This window comes from Pseudarthrobacter naphthalenicus (assembly GCF_029076445.1).
Classification (GTDB): Bacteria; Actinomycetota; Actinomycetes; order Actinomycetales; family Micrococcaceae; genus Arthrobacter; species Arthrobacter naphthalenicus.
Genome location: NZ_JARESG010000002.1, coordinates 168,526 through 185,703 on the forward strand (window position 1 = coordinate 168,526; position 17,178 = coordinate 185,703).

Consider the following 17,178-nt stretch of genomic DNA (forward strand, 5'->3'; position numbering starts at 1 on the left):
CCGGTGCACCCCCAGGGGCGCTCCCGGAGACCCTCGCAGCCGTTTCAACCGCGCCGGCCGGCGGCCCTAAGGCATGATGGAAATGTGAGTAACAACCCACCCCGGGCACGGATGACCGGCGTACAGAGGCGCAGCCAACTGATCGACATCGGCCGCGGCCTCTTCGCCGCCCGAGGACTCGACGGCACCACCATCGAGGAAATCGCGGCCTGCGCCGGGGTTTCCAAACCGGTGATCTACGAGCACTTCGGCTCCAAGGAAGGCCTTTACACCCAGGTGGTGGACTTCGAATTCCGGATCCTGCTGGACGTCATCACGGCAGCCCTGACGGAGGAAGCGAAGCCCCGCATTCTCGTCGAACGCGCGGCACTCGCCCTGCTCACCTACATCGAAGACCACACCGAAGGGTTCCGGATCCTGATGCGGGATGCTCCCCCGTCCCAGCCCGAAGGCGCCTTCTCCACCCTGCTCTCGCACATCACAGCCCGGGTTGAACACATCTTGTCTGACGAATTTGACCGCCGTGGCCTGAGCGCGGCCGACGGTGCCATGTACGCCCAGATGCTCGTGGGCATGGTGGCCATGACAGGCCAGTGGTGGCAGGACAGCCGCCAGCCCGACAAGCAGACCGTAGCCGCCCACCTGGTGAACCTCGCCTGGAACGGCCTGACCGGCCTCAAAAAGGACCCCGAGCTAATGTCCGACGGTTGATCTTGTTCACGCGGTTTTGGTCGCCCTCTCAAGCTCCCCGGTCACCTTCGCGGCGCGGTGGCCCGTGGACGTCGTCCGTTGTCACCTTCGCGGCGCAGGTCCAGTTGATGTTCTCCGCACCCCAATCACTGAGGCTCACAGCGCACCTTTCGCCGCGAAATGCAATTCTCAAACACGCGCGTTGGGGCGCCCGTCACGAGTACCCCTGCCGAACGTTCCGCGCGGGTACTGTTCCATGACTGGCGGTGAGGTTTGTTGTCGGGAGGTGATCCTTCGGGAAGGTGAGTTCCATTCGCCGGAGGCGGGCCTTCGGAAAGGAGCGCATCGCGGCACATCGGAGTGTGGAGGTCGCCCCGCGACCGGAGCGCTCCCTATGTGCTGTGTCTAAGCGACGCCGAAGGGCCGCCTGCGGCACCCAACCCACACGAACGCGGGAGGACCGGCACCCAAACAGCACCGGCCACCCAACGGACAGCTATTCGCCGAGTACTTCCAGGGCCTCGAGCCATTCGAGTTCGAGGCCTTCTCGTTCGCCGGCGAGGTCCTTGAGCTTCTTGTTCTGCTCGGCAAGGGCGTCGAAGTCGGAGTCGGCCGTGCTCTTGACCATCTGGTCGTGGATCTTCTTTTCGGCCTGCTCCAGCTTGCCCATTTGGCGTTCGATGCGGTTCTTGGCCTTGCGGGCGTCCCGTTTGGCTGCCTCGGAAGCGCCGCTTGCCGCAGGTGCGGAACTGCCGCTGGCGCCGGTCACGGGGTTGCCGCCGCCGGTGATGGTGGACCCGGCGAGGGCTGATTCGCGGAGTTCCAGGTACTGGTCCACGCCGCGGGGCAGGGCACGGATCTTGCCGTCGCCCAGCAGCGCCATCTGGTGGTCCGTGACCCGCTCCAGCAGGTAACGGTCGTGGCTGACCACCACAAGGGTGCCGGGCCAGCCGTCCAGGACATCCTCGACGGCGGCGAGGGTGTCCGTGTCGAGGTCGTTGGTGGGCTCATCGAGCATCAGCACGTTGGGTTCACCCACGAGCAGGCGGAGCAGCTGGAGGCGCCGCCGCTCACCGCCGGAGAGGTCCTTGACCGGGGTCCACTGCTTCTCGTTCGTGAAGCCGAGCTGCTCCACGAGCTGGCCGGCAGTGAACTCCTTGCCTCCCACGTTGAAGGAGCGCTTCTCGCGCTCGATGACCTCGATGACGCGGAGGTCCGAGACGTCGTCGAGCTCTTTGACTTCCTGCGTGAGCACGGCGGTGACCACGGTCTTGCCACGCTTGACCTTGCCGGTGGTCGGCTGGATTTCACCGTTCAGGAGCTTCAGCAGTGTGGTCTTGCCGGCGCCGTTGACGCCCACCAGGCCCAGCCGCTCCCCCGGGGCAAGGCGGAGGGTGATGTTGTCGAAAAGTTTCTGGCCGGCGTCGCCGCCGAGGAAGTCCAGGGACACGTTCTCGAGGTCCAGGACGTCCTTGCCGAGCCGGGCCGTGGCCATCTTGCTCAGCGCCGTCGAGTCGCGGGGCTCCGGGACGTCGGCAATCAGGGCGTTGGCGGCTTCGATGCGGAACTTGGGCTTGGCCGTGCGGGCCGGGGCTCCGCGGCGCAGCCAGGCGAGTTCCTTCTTCACCAGCTGCTGGCGCTTGCCTTCGGTGACCGACGCTGCCCGGTCGCGCTCAGCGCGGGCCAGGACGTACGCCGCGTAGCCGCCGTCGAACGGATCCATGATGCCGTCGTGGATTTCCCACGTCTTGGTGCAGACTTCATCGAGGAACCAGCGGTCGTGGGTGACCACCAGGAAGGCGCCCTGGTTGGGGCGCCAGCGGGTCTTCAAGTGCCTGGACAGCCACGCGACGCCTTCGACGTCGAGGTGGTTGGTGGGCTCATCGAGCATGATCACGTCATGGTCCTCGATGAGGAGCTTGGCCAGGGCCACACGCCGTTTCTGTCCGCCGGAGAGGGCATGGACGTTGGCGTGCCAGTCGACGTCGGACACCAGGCCGCCCATGACCTCGCGGATCTGCGGGTTGCGGGCCCACTCATAGTCGGCCTGGTCCCCCACGATCGCGGCGCCGACGGTGAGGTCGCCGTCGAGCACGTCGCTCTGGTCCAGGTAACCGATGTTGACTTCGCTGCGCTTGGTGACCCTGCCGGAATCCGGGGTGGACCGCATGGCAAGCAGGCGCATGAGGGTCGATTTGCCGTCACCGTTCCGGCCCACCATCCCAATCCGGTCACCCTCCTCCAGGCCAAGGGTGATGCCGTCCAGGACGGTGCGCGTTGCGTACGAAACTGTGAGGTTCTCGCCGCCAAGAAGGTGTGCCAAAGGGGACTGCTTTCTGCTGCTGGGTAAAGTATCGGGCGCTTAAAGGAGCGTATCGGAGATGATGCGGGCGCCGTGAACGGGCCCGTGCACGGGAAACGCCGTGAGGCCGTAATGCCGCAGGTCCTCGGCCAGGCTGTCTGCTGCGGCCGGACTGCGGGTCAGGAGCGCCACGGTGGGACCGGAACCGGAGACAAGCCCCGCGAGGGCGCCGAGGGCTTCACCCCGTCCCAGGGTATGGCGGAGCTTGGGGGCAAGTTCAATGGAGGCACGCTGGAGGTCGTTGACCAGGACCTTGCTGAGGGCCACCGCATCGCCTCCGCGGAGCGCCTGCAGGATCCGCGGATCCACCGCCGTCGGCTCGGCTGCTTCGTGGCCTTCAGCATCACGGAGCCGGTCCAGGGTGCGGAACACTTCGGGGGTGGCCAGGCCGTAGTCGGCTGCCACCAGCACCCAGTCAGTTTGTGCCTTCACCAGCGCCGGTGAGAGTTCGTCACCCAGGCCGAGCCCGACGGCGGTGCCTCCGAGGAGCGAAAACGGGACGTCGGCGCCCAGGTCTGCCGCGATGTGCGCCAGTTCGTCCCTGGACAGGCCGCTGTTCCACAGGGCATCACAGGCCAGCAGGGTGGCGGCGGCGTCGGCCGAGCCGCCGCCCATGCCGCCGGCCACCGGGACCCGCTTGGTGATCTCCAGGTGGACGCCCGTGGCGTGCTCCGATACATCGGCCATCATGGCGGCGGCCCTGTAGGCCAGGTTGTTTTCGTCCAGCGGGATGTCCACCCCGTCCAGGTCCAGGGTGCTTTCCGGGCTGATGCTGACCGTGATCCCGGGCGTCTGGGTACTGGTGGCGGCAACTTCCTCATAGAGGGACACCGCGAGGTAGACGCTGGCCACTGAGTGGTATCCATCGGGCCGCAGGGGTCCCACGTCCAGGGAGACGTTGACCTTTCCGGGCGCCTTCACCCGGACCGTCCGCGCGGGGAACCGTCCGGCCAGGGCATTCATGCTGTCGCCTCCCGGGCTTCGGCAATCCGTGCGAACGCGTGGATGTCGATGACTTCGCCCCGCGCTGTGGGGTCCACGCCTGCGGACACCAGGCAGCGCTCGGCTTCCGCAGCGCCGCCGGCCCAGCCTGCCAGGGCCGCCCGGAGCGTTTTGCGGCGCTGGGCAAAGGCGGCATCGATCACGGCGAACACCTGCTGCCGGGTGGCCGTTGTGACGGGCGGTTCCCGGCGGGTGAAGGCTACGAGGCCGGAGTGGATCTTGGGCGCCGGCCAAAAGACGTTCATGCCGATCACTCCGGCCTTGCGCATGCTGCTGTACCAGGCGGCCTTGACGGACGGCACGCCGTAGGTCTTGGACCCGGGCCCGGCGGCCAGCCTGTCCGCCACTTCGTCCTGGACCATCACCAGTCCGTGCTGCAGGCTCGGGAAGTGCTGAAGCAGGTGCAGGACCACGGGCACGGCCACGTTGTACGGAAGGTTCGCTACGAGGGCGGTGGGCTCGACGGGCAGGGCGGTGACCTTCATCGCGTCGGCCTGGACAAGGTGGAAGGAGTCGGCGGCCCCGGGCCGCCAGGCGCGCACGGTTTCGGGGAGCTTCGCGGCGAGGACCGGATCAATTTCGACGGCGACTACCGCTTTCGCCGCGTCCAGCAGGCCGAGCGTCAGCGAACCGAGGCCGGGGCCGACTTCCAGGACCGTCTCATCCGCCCCGATGTTGGCCACCGAGACAATGCGGCGGATGGTGTTGCCGTCAATGACGAAGTTCTGGCCGAGTGTCTTGGTGGGCCGGATGCCAATTTCCTCTGCCAGTCGGCGGATGTCGGAAGCGCCGAAGAGGGGTGCGGGCGCGGCGGCAGTCGGTTCAGTCACGTAGGTATCCTATCCCGCCGGCCCTTCCCCGCTGCCCGCTTTGTCGTGATTCCGCAGCATCCCGGGCTCACGCCTGCCCGGGTTAACGGCAGTGGCCGGCCCCGGGAAATTCCCGGAGCCGGCCACTGATGCCCTTGTAGTACAGGCCCGTGCACCTGGCGGCTGTGGTCAGCTGCCGCCGGCACAGGGCTTGGCGGGGCGTCTAGCTTGAAGCGGCCCAGCCACAGCCCCACGGCTGCAGGCCGCGCTGCGCGTAAACCTTGTTGGCGATGTCGATCTGCTGTGCCTTGGTGGCCAGGCTGGCGTTGGGGGCGTAAGCCCCGCCACCCGCGCCGATCCACGTTTGGATGTTGAACTGCAGGCCGCCGTAGTAGCCGTTGCCCGAGTTAATGGACCAGTTACCGGTGGATTCGCACTGCGCGATCTTGTCCCACATGGCCTCGTTCATCATGGCCGGGGCTGCAGCACCGGTATTGGTGCCCGCGGCAGGTGCAGCCGGGGCCGGCTTCGGCTTGGTGCCCACGGCGACCTGCTCCGTCACAGGCTGGACCGAGACGGCTTCGGAGACCAGCGTCCGGGAAGCTTCACGGCCGTCCACCAGGACCAGTTTGAAGGTCCTGTCGACCTTTCCGGGCACGCCGGCCTGAGTGACCTTTTTCTCGCCCTTGAACAACTCAGGGCTGTCGCTGCTCAGGCTGTCGAAGGCCACTTCTTCAGAGGTGGCGGCAGTCTGGCTGGTATCCACGCGGGAGACCTTCACAACCATGTTGTTCACAACGTGCGCGTTGCCGGGCTGGGACGTCCGGTCGTCGACGCCGAGGGTGATGCCTGCGTCTTCGAGCACCTGGGCGACGGTTCCCGCCGTCGTGGTGGCCGTGGCGACCTTGCCGTCGGCAACAACGCTGACGTTCTTCGGCGTCGAAATTGAAACGAAGGAACCCGCAACCGCAAGCTGGGCATCCTTCGGGGCGGAAACCGAGGAGGCGTTTGCCACGCCGAGCTCGGTGACCAAGCCGGCCACGTCCGGCGCCGTGGTGCTGACGGTCTTCTCCGCACCATCCAGGCTGACCTTCACGGCCTTGGCCATGTTGACGTTGATGACCGTGCCGTTCTCCACTTTGACGTCCGCCGAGGGCGAGACGCGGTCGGACGGCTTCAATTCCACGTTTGCGCTTCTCACTACCTGGCCAACCGTGCCGCCGAAGGACTGGACCGAAGTCACTTTTCCGTCGACATTGAGGGTAACGGTTTTGTTATTTCCGACGAAGGCCACGAGGCCTGCCACCAGCGCGCAGAGCACCACAAGTTGGGTGCCGATTTTGATGAAACTGAACTTGCCGTCCGTTGTGAAGAGCTTGACCACGATTGCCCATAACTTTTGATCCGTCCGGGCACGGGGAAAAACGCAGTGAAATAGCCGGCGCAGGCCCCAAGGGACAGCTCCGGGCATCGATGCGCCGCCACACTTTTCTCTGAGGACAGGCAGCATCGGTGGCTTGCCTGGTCTTCTGCGAGTGAAGTGAAATTATCCGTAGGCCTTCCCCGACCCCGGCTAATAATTTTCCACTGTAACCGTAGCGTTATAAAGCGACCAAGAAATTAGCATACTTAGTATGCTCGACAGACGCCGTGGAAGGGAGCCCGTCAGGCCCAGGAACCGTACGCGCGCACGGTATTTTGGGCGATCGTCCCGCAGAGCCCGGCGAGGTCCGTTCCTGTCAAGTCGGCCATGGCCCGGACGGTGTAGGGCACCATGTAACTGGCGTTCGGACGGCCCCGGTGCGGGTGCGGGGTGAGGAACGGAGCGTCGGTTTCCACCAGGACCAGGTCCGGTTCCGCCACGGCGAGCGCGGCCCGAAGGTTGGCGGCGTTCTTGAACGTCAGTGTTCCCGCGAAGGACATGTACCAGCCCGCCTCATTGCAGATCCTGGCAAGCTCCTCATCGCCGGAGAAGCAGTGGAACACCACCCGCTCGGGGGCCCCCTCCTCCCGAAGCACCTGGACAACGTCGTGATGAGCGTCCCGGTCATGGATCTGCAGGGTCAGGTTCAGCCGCTTGGCAATGTCGATGTGCCGGCGGAACGAATAGCGCTGATGGGCCAGGCCCTCCCCCTCCGTGCGGAAGAAATCAAGGCCGGTCTCTCCAATGGCCCGGATCCGGGGGTGCGCCGCCAACCGTTCAATCTCCGCCAGCGCTTCCTCCAGCTCACCGCGCCCGGCATAGTCGGGGGCATCGTTGGGGTGGAGGGCCACCGCCCCCAGCAACCGGCTGTCCGAGTCAACGGCCTGGACGGTGAACCTGGATGATTCAAGGTCCGTGCCCACTTGGATGGCACCCTGCACCCCCACGGCCGCGGCCGCGTCCAAGGCCGCGGCAATGGCCACCGGGCTCGCGCCGTCGGGAAAACCGAAGTGTGTGTGGTTGTCCATCACCGGGACCGGGAGAGGTTCCGGTGCCGGCGGATAGTCCGGGCGTTTCTGCTGGGCGGAACCGGCCGGTGTGTCGGCCGCGGCGGCGCGGTAGGCGGCGGGAATCAGCGGATTGCACATCCTTCAACCCTAGCGCCGGAGGATACCCCCGGAATTCAAGGAACTCTCTGTCTGCCCCGGCAGTTGTCTTAGTAGTCTGGTAGGAAACAGATGCGAACGCCCACCGCCGGGCGCAGGCAGGCCGGCTGTCCCGTCCCAGGTGATCCCCGGGCTGAAAGGTTGCAGATGGACCCCCACCGCCGCACCGCCGTCAACGAGGCAGCCCCTCCCGGCAGGAACTTTTCCCCGGTCCCGGGGCAGGTGGAGCACCTCAACGGCCATCGCACCGCCGCCATGGATGCCGCGGAATTCCACGCCGCCAGCCGCCGTATCCTTGACTCGATCAACACCGTGATCGACGGGAAATCCGATGCCGCCAGGCTGGCCCTGACGGTGCTGCTTGCCCAGGGCCATCTCCTGCTGGAAGATGTGCCGGGCGTGGGCAAGACGTTGCTGGCCAAGAGCCTGGCCCGGACCATCGATTGCACGGTGAGCCGGATCCAGTTCACTCCCGACCTCCTGCCCTCGGACGTCACGGGGGTGTCCATCTACAACCAGTCAACGCGCCAGTTCGAGTTCCGGCCCGGGGCCGTCTTCGCCAACATCGTCATCGGCGATGAGATCAACCGGGCCTCCGCAAAAACCCAGTCTGCGCTGCTGGAGTGCATGGAAGAGCACCAGGTCACGGTGGACGGAGACTCGTACAGGCTCGACGAACCGTTCATGGTGGTGGCCACGCAGAACCCCATTGAAATGGAAGGGACCTATCCCCTCCCGGAGGCCCAACGGGACCGCTTCATGGCCCGGATCTCCATGGGCTACCCGGACAAGGATTCGGAAATCGAAATGCTGGAAACCCACCAGGCGAGCTCGCCGCTGGCGAAGTTGTCCGCGGTGGTGACCGCAGCGGATGTGGCGGCCATGATCGCCACCGTCCAGCAGGTCTATGTGTCCCAGGCGGTGAAGGAATACACCGTCTCCGTCGGCAGGGCCACGCGTGAGAGTCCCCTGCTCCGGCTGGGGGCGAGCCCGCGGTCCATGCTCCAGCTGCTCCGGGCCGCCAAAGCCACGGCGGCGCTGGACGGCCGTGACTTTGTGCTGCCCGACGACGTCGTGGGTATTGCGGAGTCGGTCCTGGCCCACCGCATCATCCTTGACCGCAAAGCCGCCGGGGCCGGTGAGACGCCGAACAGCGTTATCCGCGGCATCCTGTCCCGGCTGCCGGTCAGCCAGGATCCGGTGACCACTCCGGCCCGGTCCTCGGCCGCGCCGGCAGGATTGCGGCGGAACCACTAGGCGGGATATCCCATGGCGCTGCTCGATCGGTTTCCGCGGCATCTCTTCACCCATCGGGGGTGGGGGCTCCTTGCTGCGGGCGCCATCTCCCTGGCTGCAGCGCAGATCATGGGACGCCGGGACCTGCTGAGCCTGAGCGTGCTGCTGATCGTCCTGCCGCTCGTTGCCCTGGCGGGGATCAGGCTCGTGAAACCGCGTTTCCAGGTGTACCGGGAATTCCATCCCTCCCCGGTGGAGACCTCCGCGGCCACCACCGTCCGGCTCGCCGTGGCCCGGAGCGGCTCGGGCGGCGGGCGGGCCGTCATGGAGGAGAAGCTGCCCCCGCAGTTCGGCGAGTCCCCCGCCTTCCGCTTTCCGGCCCGGTCCGCCACCGGCGGGACAAGCAGGTACGAATACCACCTGCACTCCACACAACGCGGGCAATACCTGATCGGCCCCGTTACTGCCGAGTTCACCGACCCGTTCGGGCTCTCCCTGCACCGGCAGGCCATCGACGACGGCGACATCCTGACCGTCACGCCCGCCGCCGTCGAACTCCCCGTCACCGGGCTCGCGGGGGCCCGCGGCAACGACGGCATCACCGCCACCCGGACCCGCGCCAACCCCAGCGACGACGATGTCATGACGCGGGAATACCGCCCGGGTGATCCCATGCGGCGCGTCCACTGGGCCGCCACCGCCCGCCACGGCGAACTCATGGTGCGGCAGGAGGAATCTGTCACGACGCCGGAAGCCACCATCATCCTGGATCAACGGTTTGGGGCCTTCTCCGGCGGAGCCGCGTCCGGATTCGGGGGAACGGCTCCCCGGGACAGCCATGAGATGGCCAGCAGCGGCACGTTCGAATGGGCCGTGGTGGCGGCCATGTCCGTCTGTGCGCACCTGGCCGAGCGAAACTACGCCCTCCGAATGCTGGATCCCCGGGGCGAGCCGGCGTTCCTCCGCTCGCCGTCCGCACCGGAGCCCGATTCAGAGGAGTATTCGGGGACGTCCGGGCTTCAGGCCATCGCCGAAAGCCTTGCCGCCATCCGGATTTCCGGCCCGCACCACGCCGGGTGGGAACTGCATACCGGCGGGGAGAAGCACGGTCCGAAGGTCCACGGCGGCCACGACCCGGACGTCTTCGGCGACCAGCTGATGGACAAACTATCGGCGCACCGGATGCGCGGGCCCATCATCGCCGTACTCGGCAGAACCTCACCCGAGGAGGCGAGGGCACTGGCGCAGGGGGCAGGCTACGGAGCAAACGCCTTCGCCATCATCGTGACCGACCGGCCCGAAGATTCCGAGGACGCCCTGGAAACGCTGCGCCGGGGCGGCTGGCGGGCTGTTGCGGTGCCTGCGACGGCGGCCGTCCCCGTGGCCTGGAGCAGCTTTGACCAGGACGGCGCGGCGCCCGCCACGGCAGCGGCCGACGTCCGCCGCGGAGCGGGGGTGGGGCGGTGACGCTGGCACCTGAACGCGAATCCTCCCGGGAGCCGCGGGCTGCTGCCGGCCGCGGGCGCACCGCGCCGGACAGCCACGGGCAGCGACCTATACGGGTCCGGGTCGGTGCGTACCCGTGGGCCATGGCCGGAGCGGTCGCCCTGTCCGTTGCCGGGGCAGCTTTGTCCCTCAACGGTGTCCTGCGCGGGTGGGCCTGGTACCTGCCTGTCCTGACGACGGTGGCGGTGGTTTGCCTGACCCTCGCCGTGCTTCGCGCCCTGCGCGCCCAGCCGCTCCTGGTGGCGGTGGGCGGCTTTGCATCCCTGATTGCCGTCCTCACTCTGACTTTCTTCCGCAGCACGGGCCTGGCGGGCTTCATCCCCTCCGGGGCGACCCTGACAGAACTGGGCAGGTTCATCCGCCGCGCCAGCGAGACGGTCCTCGCCGAGAGTGCGCCGGTGGCCCCGAACGCCGGGATCGTCATGGTCACGTGCGCCGTCCTGGGCTTGGCGGTCATCCTCATTGATGCGTTGGCGGTCCCCCTCGGCATGCCGGCCACCACCGGCCTGGGCCTGCTCGCCATCATGGTGGTTCCTGCCCTGGTGAAGCCGCAGAGCGTGGGGTTGTGGGGTTTCGGCGCCGCGGCCGTCGGCTACTTGCTGATCCTGGGGTGCAGCCAATGGTTTGGCCCCGATTCACGCATCCCGACCGACAGCGGAAGGGCACCCGGGCATCTGCGGCGGGCCGTCCTGACAGGCACCGTAGCCCTGGTGGCCGCGCTCGCGGTTCCGCTGGCGATTCCGGGCTTCGATCAGGGGACCTTCCCGCAAGGCTCCCGGCTTAACCCGTGGGGCGCCGGCACGGGCCTGAACCCCATGATCACCCTGGGCAACAGTCTGCGGACCCCGGCCGGCACGGGCCGGATCACCTATGCCACGAGCGCCTCCGGGCCGGTGTACCTCCGGTCAGTCACGGTGGACAATTTCGACGGCGAAACCTGGGGACCGGACGACCGGGACGCAGAGCGGCGTCCCCTCTCCGGCCTGATCCAGACCGGCTACGACGTCACCGCGCCGCAGCAGCGGCAGGTCACCGTCGTGGAGACGGGCACGTTTACCAGCCCCTACCTGCCGTTGCCGTATGCGCCGCAATCAGTCCGCGGCCTCAACGGGTCCTGGACCTGGGATCCTGCCACGCTGACCGTGAAAGGGCTCAACACCAACACCCGGGCCCAGCAATATATTGTGGCGTCCTCCGCACCCGTACTTACGGCTGACATGCTCCGGCAGTCATCCCGGGAAGTGCGCGGCATCCCGGCGGAATTCACCAGGATTCCTGACGGCGTGCCGGACATTGTCCGCCGGACAGCCGATGCGGTGACGGGTTCCACCGACAACGAGTACGCCAAGGCGATGGCCATCCAGAACTACCTGCGCTCGGGAGAGTTCACGTATTCCCTGCAGTCCCCGGTCCAAGGCGGTTACGACGGTAACGGGTTGTCGGTGCTGGCCGATTTCCTCACCCAAAAAAGCGGCTACTGCATCCATTTTGCCTCCGCCATGGCCGTGATGGCCCGGCTGGAAGGCATTCCCAGCCGTATCGCCGTCGGCTACGCACCGGGGCGGGCTACTGGAGCCAGCGTCTCTGTCGCCGGGCAGGGGGCCCTCCCGGAATTCGAAGTGGACGCCCGCGACGCCCATGCGTGGCCGGAACTCTACTTCCAAGGATTGGGCTGGGTGCCCTTCGAGCCCACCCCATCACGCGGAGTGGTGCCTGCGTATGCCACTGAGCCGGTCAGCCCCGCGTCGCCCGACCTCATTGAAAACAACAACGACCTGCTCGCAAACGCGACAGTTCCGGCACCGACGCCCAGCGTTGCGCCGGCGCCTGCTCCGGATGCCAACGCCGGCAGCCTCGAACACTGGCTCCTGCCGTGGCTGCCGGGCGTGGCGGGCGTGCTGGGGCTGCTCCTGGTCCTGGCATCGCCCCGGCTGGTTCGTATGGGGATCCGCTCCCGGCGTATCCAGCGGCCGGGCCCGGACACGGGGGATGCGATTCCGCTGGCATGGGCTGAACTCCGCGATCTCGGCACCGACTACGGCCTGCCGCCGCAGGCGAGCGAAACGGCCCGGGCCTATTCCGCGCGCCTGCGCCGTTCCGCGCTGCTTGGGGAACCCGGTGGGATGGAGGACCAGGCTCACCAAGCCGTGCTGACGCTGACCGCAGACTTTGAACGCCGCAACTACGGCCGCCCGGGCAACCCCGCCGTCGCTGCAGGGGAAGCCGCTGCAGAGAAAGTCGCTGCAGGGAAACCGGAGCGGATTGCACCCCGGATTTCGGCCGTGGAGCAGTCGCTGCGGGAGAACGCCCCGCTCGGCAGGCGCTTGCGGGCCACCTGGCTCCCGGCATCGGTCCTGGGGAGTTGGGCCCGGCTCCTGGCCACTCCGTTCCGGGGGATCAGGACACCGGCACGCCGGGCGGTCACGCACGCCGCCCGCTTCCGGTCCAGGGCGCGCACCGGCTTGTTCCGTCCCCGCCGCGGCCAGTGACCTCAGCCGGCGTAAGGGTCGGCGATCCCGATGTACTGGGTGTAGAGGTATTCCTCGATGCCTTCCAGGCCACCTTCGCGTCCCAGCCCGGACTGCTTGACGCCGCCGAACGGTGCTGCCGCGTTGGAGATGACTCCGGCGTTGAGGCCAAGCATGCCGGTTTCCAGGCGTTCGCCCATCCGGATACCGCGGTTCAGATCCTTTGTGAAGACGTAGGCCACGAGTCCGTATTCGGTGTTGTTGGCGAGCCGGACGGCCTCTTCTTCCGTGCTGAAGGTGGTGATGGGTGCGACGGGCCCAAAAATCTCCTCGGACAGGATCCGGGTGCCTTCGGCGACGCCGGTCAGGATGGTGGGCTGATAGAAGTAGCCCGGACCCTCTGCTGCGGCACCGCCGATGACGGCCTTGGCTCCGGCCGCCAGGGCGTCGGTGACGAGTTCATGGACCTTGTCCCGGCTCTTGGCATCAATCAGCGGACCCACCTTGGATTCGGGCTCGGTGCCGCGGGCGGTGGTCATGTCACGCATTTTTTCGGCGAACTTCCCGGCGAATTCATCCGCCACCGATTCGTGCACGATGAACCGGTTAGCCGCGGTGCAGGCCTCACCCATGTTGCGCAGCTTGGCCGCCATGGCCCCGGTAACGGCGGCATCCAGGTCGGCGTCCTCGAACACCACAAACGGGGCGTTCCCGCCCAGCTCCATGGACGTCCGCAGCACGGTTTCCGAGGCGTCCGCCAGAAGGCTGCGTCCCACCTCGGTGGATCCGGTGAACGAGAGTTTGCGCAGCCGCTGGTCCTTGATCAGCGGGCCGGTGGTGGCACCGGCAGCGGATGTCGGGATGACGTTCAGGACGCCGGCAGGGAGGCCGGCTTCCATCATGACGGCAGCGAACAGCTGGGATGTCAGCGGCGTCAGTTTGGCGGACTTCAGCACCATGGTGCAGCCGGCGGCCACAGCGGGGGCGATCTTGCGGGTGGCCATCGCCAGCGGGAAGTTCCAGGGGGTGATCAGCAGGCAGGGTCCCACCGGCTTCTTGGTCACCAGGAGCCGGGACTTCCCGTCCGGCGAGACCGAGTAGCGGCCGAATGCGCGTACCGCTTCCTCGGAGAACCAGCGCAGGAACTCCGACCCGTAGGTCACTTCACCCCGGGCCTCAGCCAGCGGCTTGCCCATCTCCAAGGTCATCAGCAGCGCGAAATCCTCGGCCCGCTCCGTTACCAGTTCAAACGCCCGGCGCAGTATTTCGCCGCGTTCGCGGGCCGGCACCTTCGCCCAGGACTCCTGGGCGGCCGCGGCGGCGTCCAAAGCCGCCATGCCGTCCTCGGGGCCGGCGTCGGCGATGCTCACCAGCACTTTCCCGGTGGCCGGATCTTCGACGTCGAACGTCTTTCCCGAAGCAGCCGGACGCCACTCACCGTTGATGAGCAGGCCGGTAGGAACGGAAGCCAGCAGCCCGCTCTCGCGGTCGGCAGTAATTGCAGTCTGGGCAGTGACGGTCACGGTGACTCCCTCGTCGGTAAGAATGGCTGCCGCGCGGGTCCGTGGGCGGCCCCCCTCGCGGCTAATTCCCTTTCACAGTACTGCTGCCCCGGACGGAGGGTCTACGCCTGAATGCACCACCTGCGGGGCCTTGGGGTGTGCACCTGCACAACGTCATCCCCAGGCATGTGTCGCCCCCGGGGATGTGTCGCCCCGGGGATGTTCGGTGTCTCGCGGGCCGCCCCTGCCCGTCCTGGCCTGGAAACAGCCGTCCCTGTCCGGGGGCACTCACTTCCGCGTCTCGGCTAGCGCGCCGCCAGCACGGCAGAGTACAGCTCGCGCTTACTGACGCGCACGTCCTCAGCAACGGCAGCCACTGCTTCCTTGAGCCTGATGCCCTGGGCCATCAACGCGTTGACGGCTGCTACGTGATCCTCCGGTGTGCCGGGCGCCTGCTCGGGTGCGCCGCCCAGCACCACCGCGATCTCGCCCCGGACCTCATTGCTCTCCGCCCAGAGCAGCAGGTCCCCCACGGTGCCGCGGATGACTTCTTCGTAGGTCTTGGTCAGTTCGCGGCAGACGGCGATCCGCCGCTCCGATCCGAAGCGTTCCCGGAGCGCCCTGAGCATCGGCTCCAGCCGGTGCGGTGCCTCGAAGAAAACCATGGTGCGGCGCTCCGCGGCCAAATCGGCAAGCCGAGACGCGCGCTCCCCCGCCTTCCTGGGCAGGAAGCCCTCGAAGCAGAAACGATCCGTGGGAAGGCCGGACAGCGCCAGGGCCGTCAGGACCGCAGAAGGCCCCGGGACGGCAGTCACAGTCAGGCCGGCAGCCACGGCCCCTTCCACCAGGCGGAAACCGGGATCGGACACGGACGGCATTCCAGCGTCCGTCACCATGACCAGGGTTTTGCCGGCGCGCACCTGCTCCAGCAGTTCAGCTGTTTTAGTGGCCTCGTTGTGCTCGTGGTAGCTGATCACCCGGCCGGTAACGTTAACGCCAAGGCTCTGGACCAGGCGGTGCAGCCGCCTGGTGTCCTCGGCCGCCACGATGTCCGCCGTGCCCAGCAGGTCGATCAGGCGGGCGGAGGCGTCGCCGGTATTACCGATCGGGGTGGCCGCCAGGATGATCCGTCCCGGCCCCGCAGCCGGCGAGGTCCGGGAAACATTCGAATCCTCAGGGTTCGAATCTTCAGGGTTCGAATCGGCAGGGCTGGAATCGGCGAAGGTACTGGGGTTAGGGTCCACCCCATCAGCCTACTGCTGGCCGGGGAAGCAGGCGGCAAAAGGTAGCATGGGGCTCGTGACCCAGACCTCGATGCGGCCTGCCGAGGCCGGAGACACCGCTCCCCCTGCCGGCCGCCCGTGGATCGCCCGTCCAGCAGAGGCATTTTCCGCCGCAGCCCTCCGCGGCCGCCTCATCGGCAGCATCCGGAGCTGGCGTGATTACCCGCCCTCGCTGCGCCTGTGGTTCTGGCTGGTTCCCGCCCTGACCACCGTGGTGGGCGGGATCCTCCGGTTTGTGCGTCTGGACAACCCCCACAGCCTGGTCTTCGACGAAACGTATTACGTCAAGGACGCCTACTCCTACCTCGTCAGCGGATATGAACGGACGTGGCCGGACAAAGCCAACGATTCCTTTAACGCCGGTAACCCGGACATTCTGCTGAACAGTCCGGAATACGTGGTCCATCCCCCCGTGGGCAAATGGATGATCGCCGCGGGTATGTGGCTCTTCGGCCCGGACAATCCGTTTGGCTGGCGGTTCAGCGCCGCACTGACGGGTACCCTGTCCGTCCTCCTCCTGACGCTCATTGCGCTGAAACTGTTCCGTTCCCTGCCACTGGCCGCGGCGGCGGGTCTCCTGCTCGCCGTCGACGGTCACCACCTGGTCATGTCCCGGACCTCGCTGCTGGACATCTTCCTGATGTTCTGGGTCCTTGCCGCCTTCGGCGCCCTGCTGCTGGACCGCGACGACGGGCGGCGGCGCCTCGCTGACCGGCTGGCACGGCTGGCAGCGGGTTCGACGACGGGCCGCCCGTCGGGTGCCCAACTGCTGGCGGGGCCGTGGCCGGGGATCCGCTGGTGGCGTGTCACCGCCGGCGTCTGCATGGGCCTCGCCGTTGGTACCAAATGGTCCGGCCTGTTTTTTCTGGCCGGGTTCGGCCTCCTCACCGTCCTTTGGGATCTGAATGCACGCCGTGTGGCAGGCATCCGTGGCTGGATCACCGGCGGAATCATCAAGGACGGGCTGCCGGCCTTCGCGAGCATGGTGCCGGTGGCCGCCCTCGTGTACACGGCAACATGGACCGGCTGGTTCCGTTCCCAGGATGCCTACTTCCGTCACTGGGCCGAGGCCAATCCCTCCCCGATGTGGGGCTGGGTGCCCGACTCACTCCGCTCGCTGGCGCACTACCACCTGGAGGCCTACAAGTTCCATCAGGGGCTGGGCTCCGAGCATCCCTACGAGGCCAGCGCCTGGAGCTGGCTGGTGATGGGCCGGCCCACCTCGTTTTACTACCAGCAGTCGGGACCCGAAGCGCTGGATTGCCATGCGGCCCGCTGCGCATCAGCCATCCTCTCCGTCGGAAACCCCCTGATCTGGTGGAGTGCCGCCATCTCCCTGGTGGTCCTGCTCTTTTGGTGGGCCGGCCGCCGGGACTGGCGTGCAGGGGCTGTCCTTGCCGGCGTCGGGGCGGGGTATCTGCCGTGGTTCCTGTATCCGGAACGCACCATGTTCTTCTTCTACGCCGTCTCGTTTGAGCCGTTCCTGATCCTGTCCTTGGTCTATTGCCTGGGCCTGGTTCTGGGCCGGGAGGGCGACCCGTTGTGGCGTCGGCGCTCCGGCCTGTACCTGCTGGCCCTCTTCGTTGCCGCTGCGGTGCTGTTGTCCGCCTTTTTCTACCCCTTGTGGACTGCCGAGACCATCTCCTATGAGGAATGGCGGTACAGAATGTGGATGCCATCGTGGATCTAAGGCAGGATGGCATCAGACCCTCGAATGAGCCGCGCGCCGCG

12 protein-coding genes are annotated in these 17,178 nt (G+C 67.1%); 5 read left to right on the plus strand and 7 right to left on the minus strand.

Annotation, left to right across the window (positions count from 1 at the left end; genetic code table 11):
• The first annotated feature begins 84 nt into the window (after window positions 1-84).
• Complete coding sequence (locus tag PY310_RS02805) at window positions 85-711, plus strand: TetR/AcrR family transcriptional regulator (RefSeq protein WP_275212631.1); 627 nt, start codon at window positions 85-87, stop codon at window positions 709-711.
• Window positions 712-1,186: 475 nt separating this feature from the next.
• Here the strand turns inward: PY310_RS02805 and PY310_RS02810 are convergent, their stop codons facing one another.
• From PY310_RS02810 to PY310_RS02830, 5 genes are all read right to left on the minus strand, one after another.
• Window positions 1,187-3,013, minus strand: coding sequence for an ABC-F family ATP-binding cassette domain-containing protein (locus tag PY310_RS02810; RefSeq protein ID WP_275212634.1), 1,827 nt, complete (start codon window positions 3,011-3,013; stop codon window positions 1,187-1,189).
• A gap of 39 nt (window positions 3,014-3,052) precedes the next feature.
• Window positions 3,053-4,015: a 4-(cytidine 5'-diphospho)-2-C-methyl-D-erythritol kinase gene (locus tag PY310_RS02815; RefSeq protein WP_275212635.1), complete on the minus strand. Its 963-nt coding sequence runs from the start codon at window positions 4,013-4,015 to the stop codon at window positions 3,053-3,055.
• On the minus strand, window positions 4,012-4,884 hold the full coding sequence (rsmA, locus tag PY310_RS02820; protein WP_275212636.1) for a 16S rRNA (adenine(1518)-N(6)/adenine(1519)-N(6))-dimethyltransferase RsmA: 873 nt from the start codon (window positions 4,882-4,884) through the stop codon (window positions 4,012-4,014). Before rsmA ends, PY310_RS02815 begins: the two co-directional genes overlap by 4 nt.
• Before the next feature lie 202 nt (window positions 4,885-5,086).
• On the minus strand, window positions 5,087-6,247 hold the full coding sequence (locus PY310_RS02825; protein ID WP_275212637.1) for a resuscitation-promoting factor: 1,161 nt from the start codon (window positions 6,245-6,247) through the stop codon (window positions 5,087-5,089).
• Between the two features lie 281 nt (window positions 6,248-6,528).
• Window positions 6,529-7,434 (minus strand): TatD family hydrolase, encoded by a 906-nt coding sequence (locus PY310_RS02830; protein WP_275212638.1) that lies wholly within the window; start codon window positions 7,432-7,434, stop codon window positions 6,529-6,531.
• A gap of 165 nt (window positions 7,435-7,599) precedes the next feature.
• On the opposite strand from PY310_RS02830, the gene PY310_RS02835 reads away from it, so the two are divergent.
• Genes PY310_RS02835 through PY310_RS02845 form a run of 3 tightly spaced genes read left to right on the plus strand, consistent with a single transcriptional unit; the run spans window position 7,600 to window position 12,683 of the window.
• The gene (locus PY310_RS02835) at window positions 7,600-8,709 is read left to right on the plus strand and encodes an AAA family ATPase (protein WP_275212639.1); all 1,110 of its coding nucleotides are present in this window, start codon (window positions 7,600-7,602) and stop codon (window positions 8,707-8,709) included.
• 12 nt (window positions 8,710-8,721) lie between these two features.
• Window positions 8,722-10,155, plus strand: a complete 1,434-nt coding sequence (locus PY310_RS02840; protein WP_275212640.1) for a DUF58 domain-containing protein — start codon at window positions 8,722-8,724, stop codon at window positions 10,153-10,155.
• The gene (locus PY310_RS02845) at window positions 10,152-12,683 is read left to right on the plus strand and encodes a transglutaminase TgpA family protein (protein ID WP_275212642.1); all 2,532 of its coding nucleotides are present in this window, start codon (window positions 10,152-10,154) and stop codon (window positions 12,681-12,683) included. Before PY310_RS02840 ends, PY310_RS02845 begins: the two co-directional genes overlap by 4 nt.
• Before the next feature lie 2 nt (window positions 12,684-12,685).
• Here the strand turns inward: PY310_RS02845 and PY310_RS02850 are convergent, their stop codons facing one another.
• Together PY310_RS02850 and rsmI are read right to left on the minus strand one after the other, a co-directional pair.
• Entirely contained in the window at window positions 12,686-14,185 is a 1,500-nt protein-coding gene (locus PY310_RS02850; RefSeq protein ID WP_275212643.1) for an NAD-dependent succinate-semialdehyde dehydrogenase, read from the minus strand.
• A gap of 284 nt (window positions 14,186-14,469) precedes the next feature.
• Window positions 14,470-15,291, minus strand: coding sequence for a 16S rRNA (cytidine(1402)-2'-O)-methyltransferase (gene rsmI / locus PY310_RS02855; RefSeq protein ID WP_275212812.1), 822 nt, complete (start codon window positions 15,289-15,291; stop codon window positions 14,470-14,472).
• 163 nt (window positions 15,292-15,454) lie between these two features.
• On the opposite strand from rsmI, the gene PY310_RS02860 reads away from it, so the two are divergent.
• Entirely contained in the window at window positions 15,455-17,137 is a 1,683-nt protein-coding gene (locus tag PY310_RS02860) for a dolichyl-phosphate-mannose--protein mannosyltransferase (protein ID WP_275212644.1), read from the plus strand.
• Window positions 17,138-17,178: the final 41 nt, after the last annotated feature.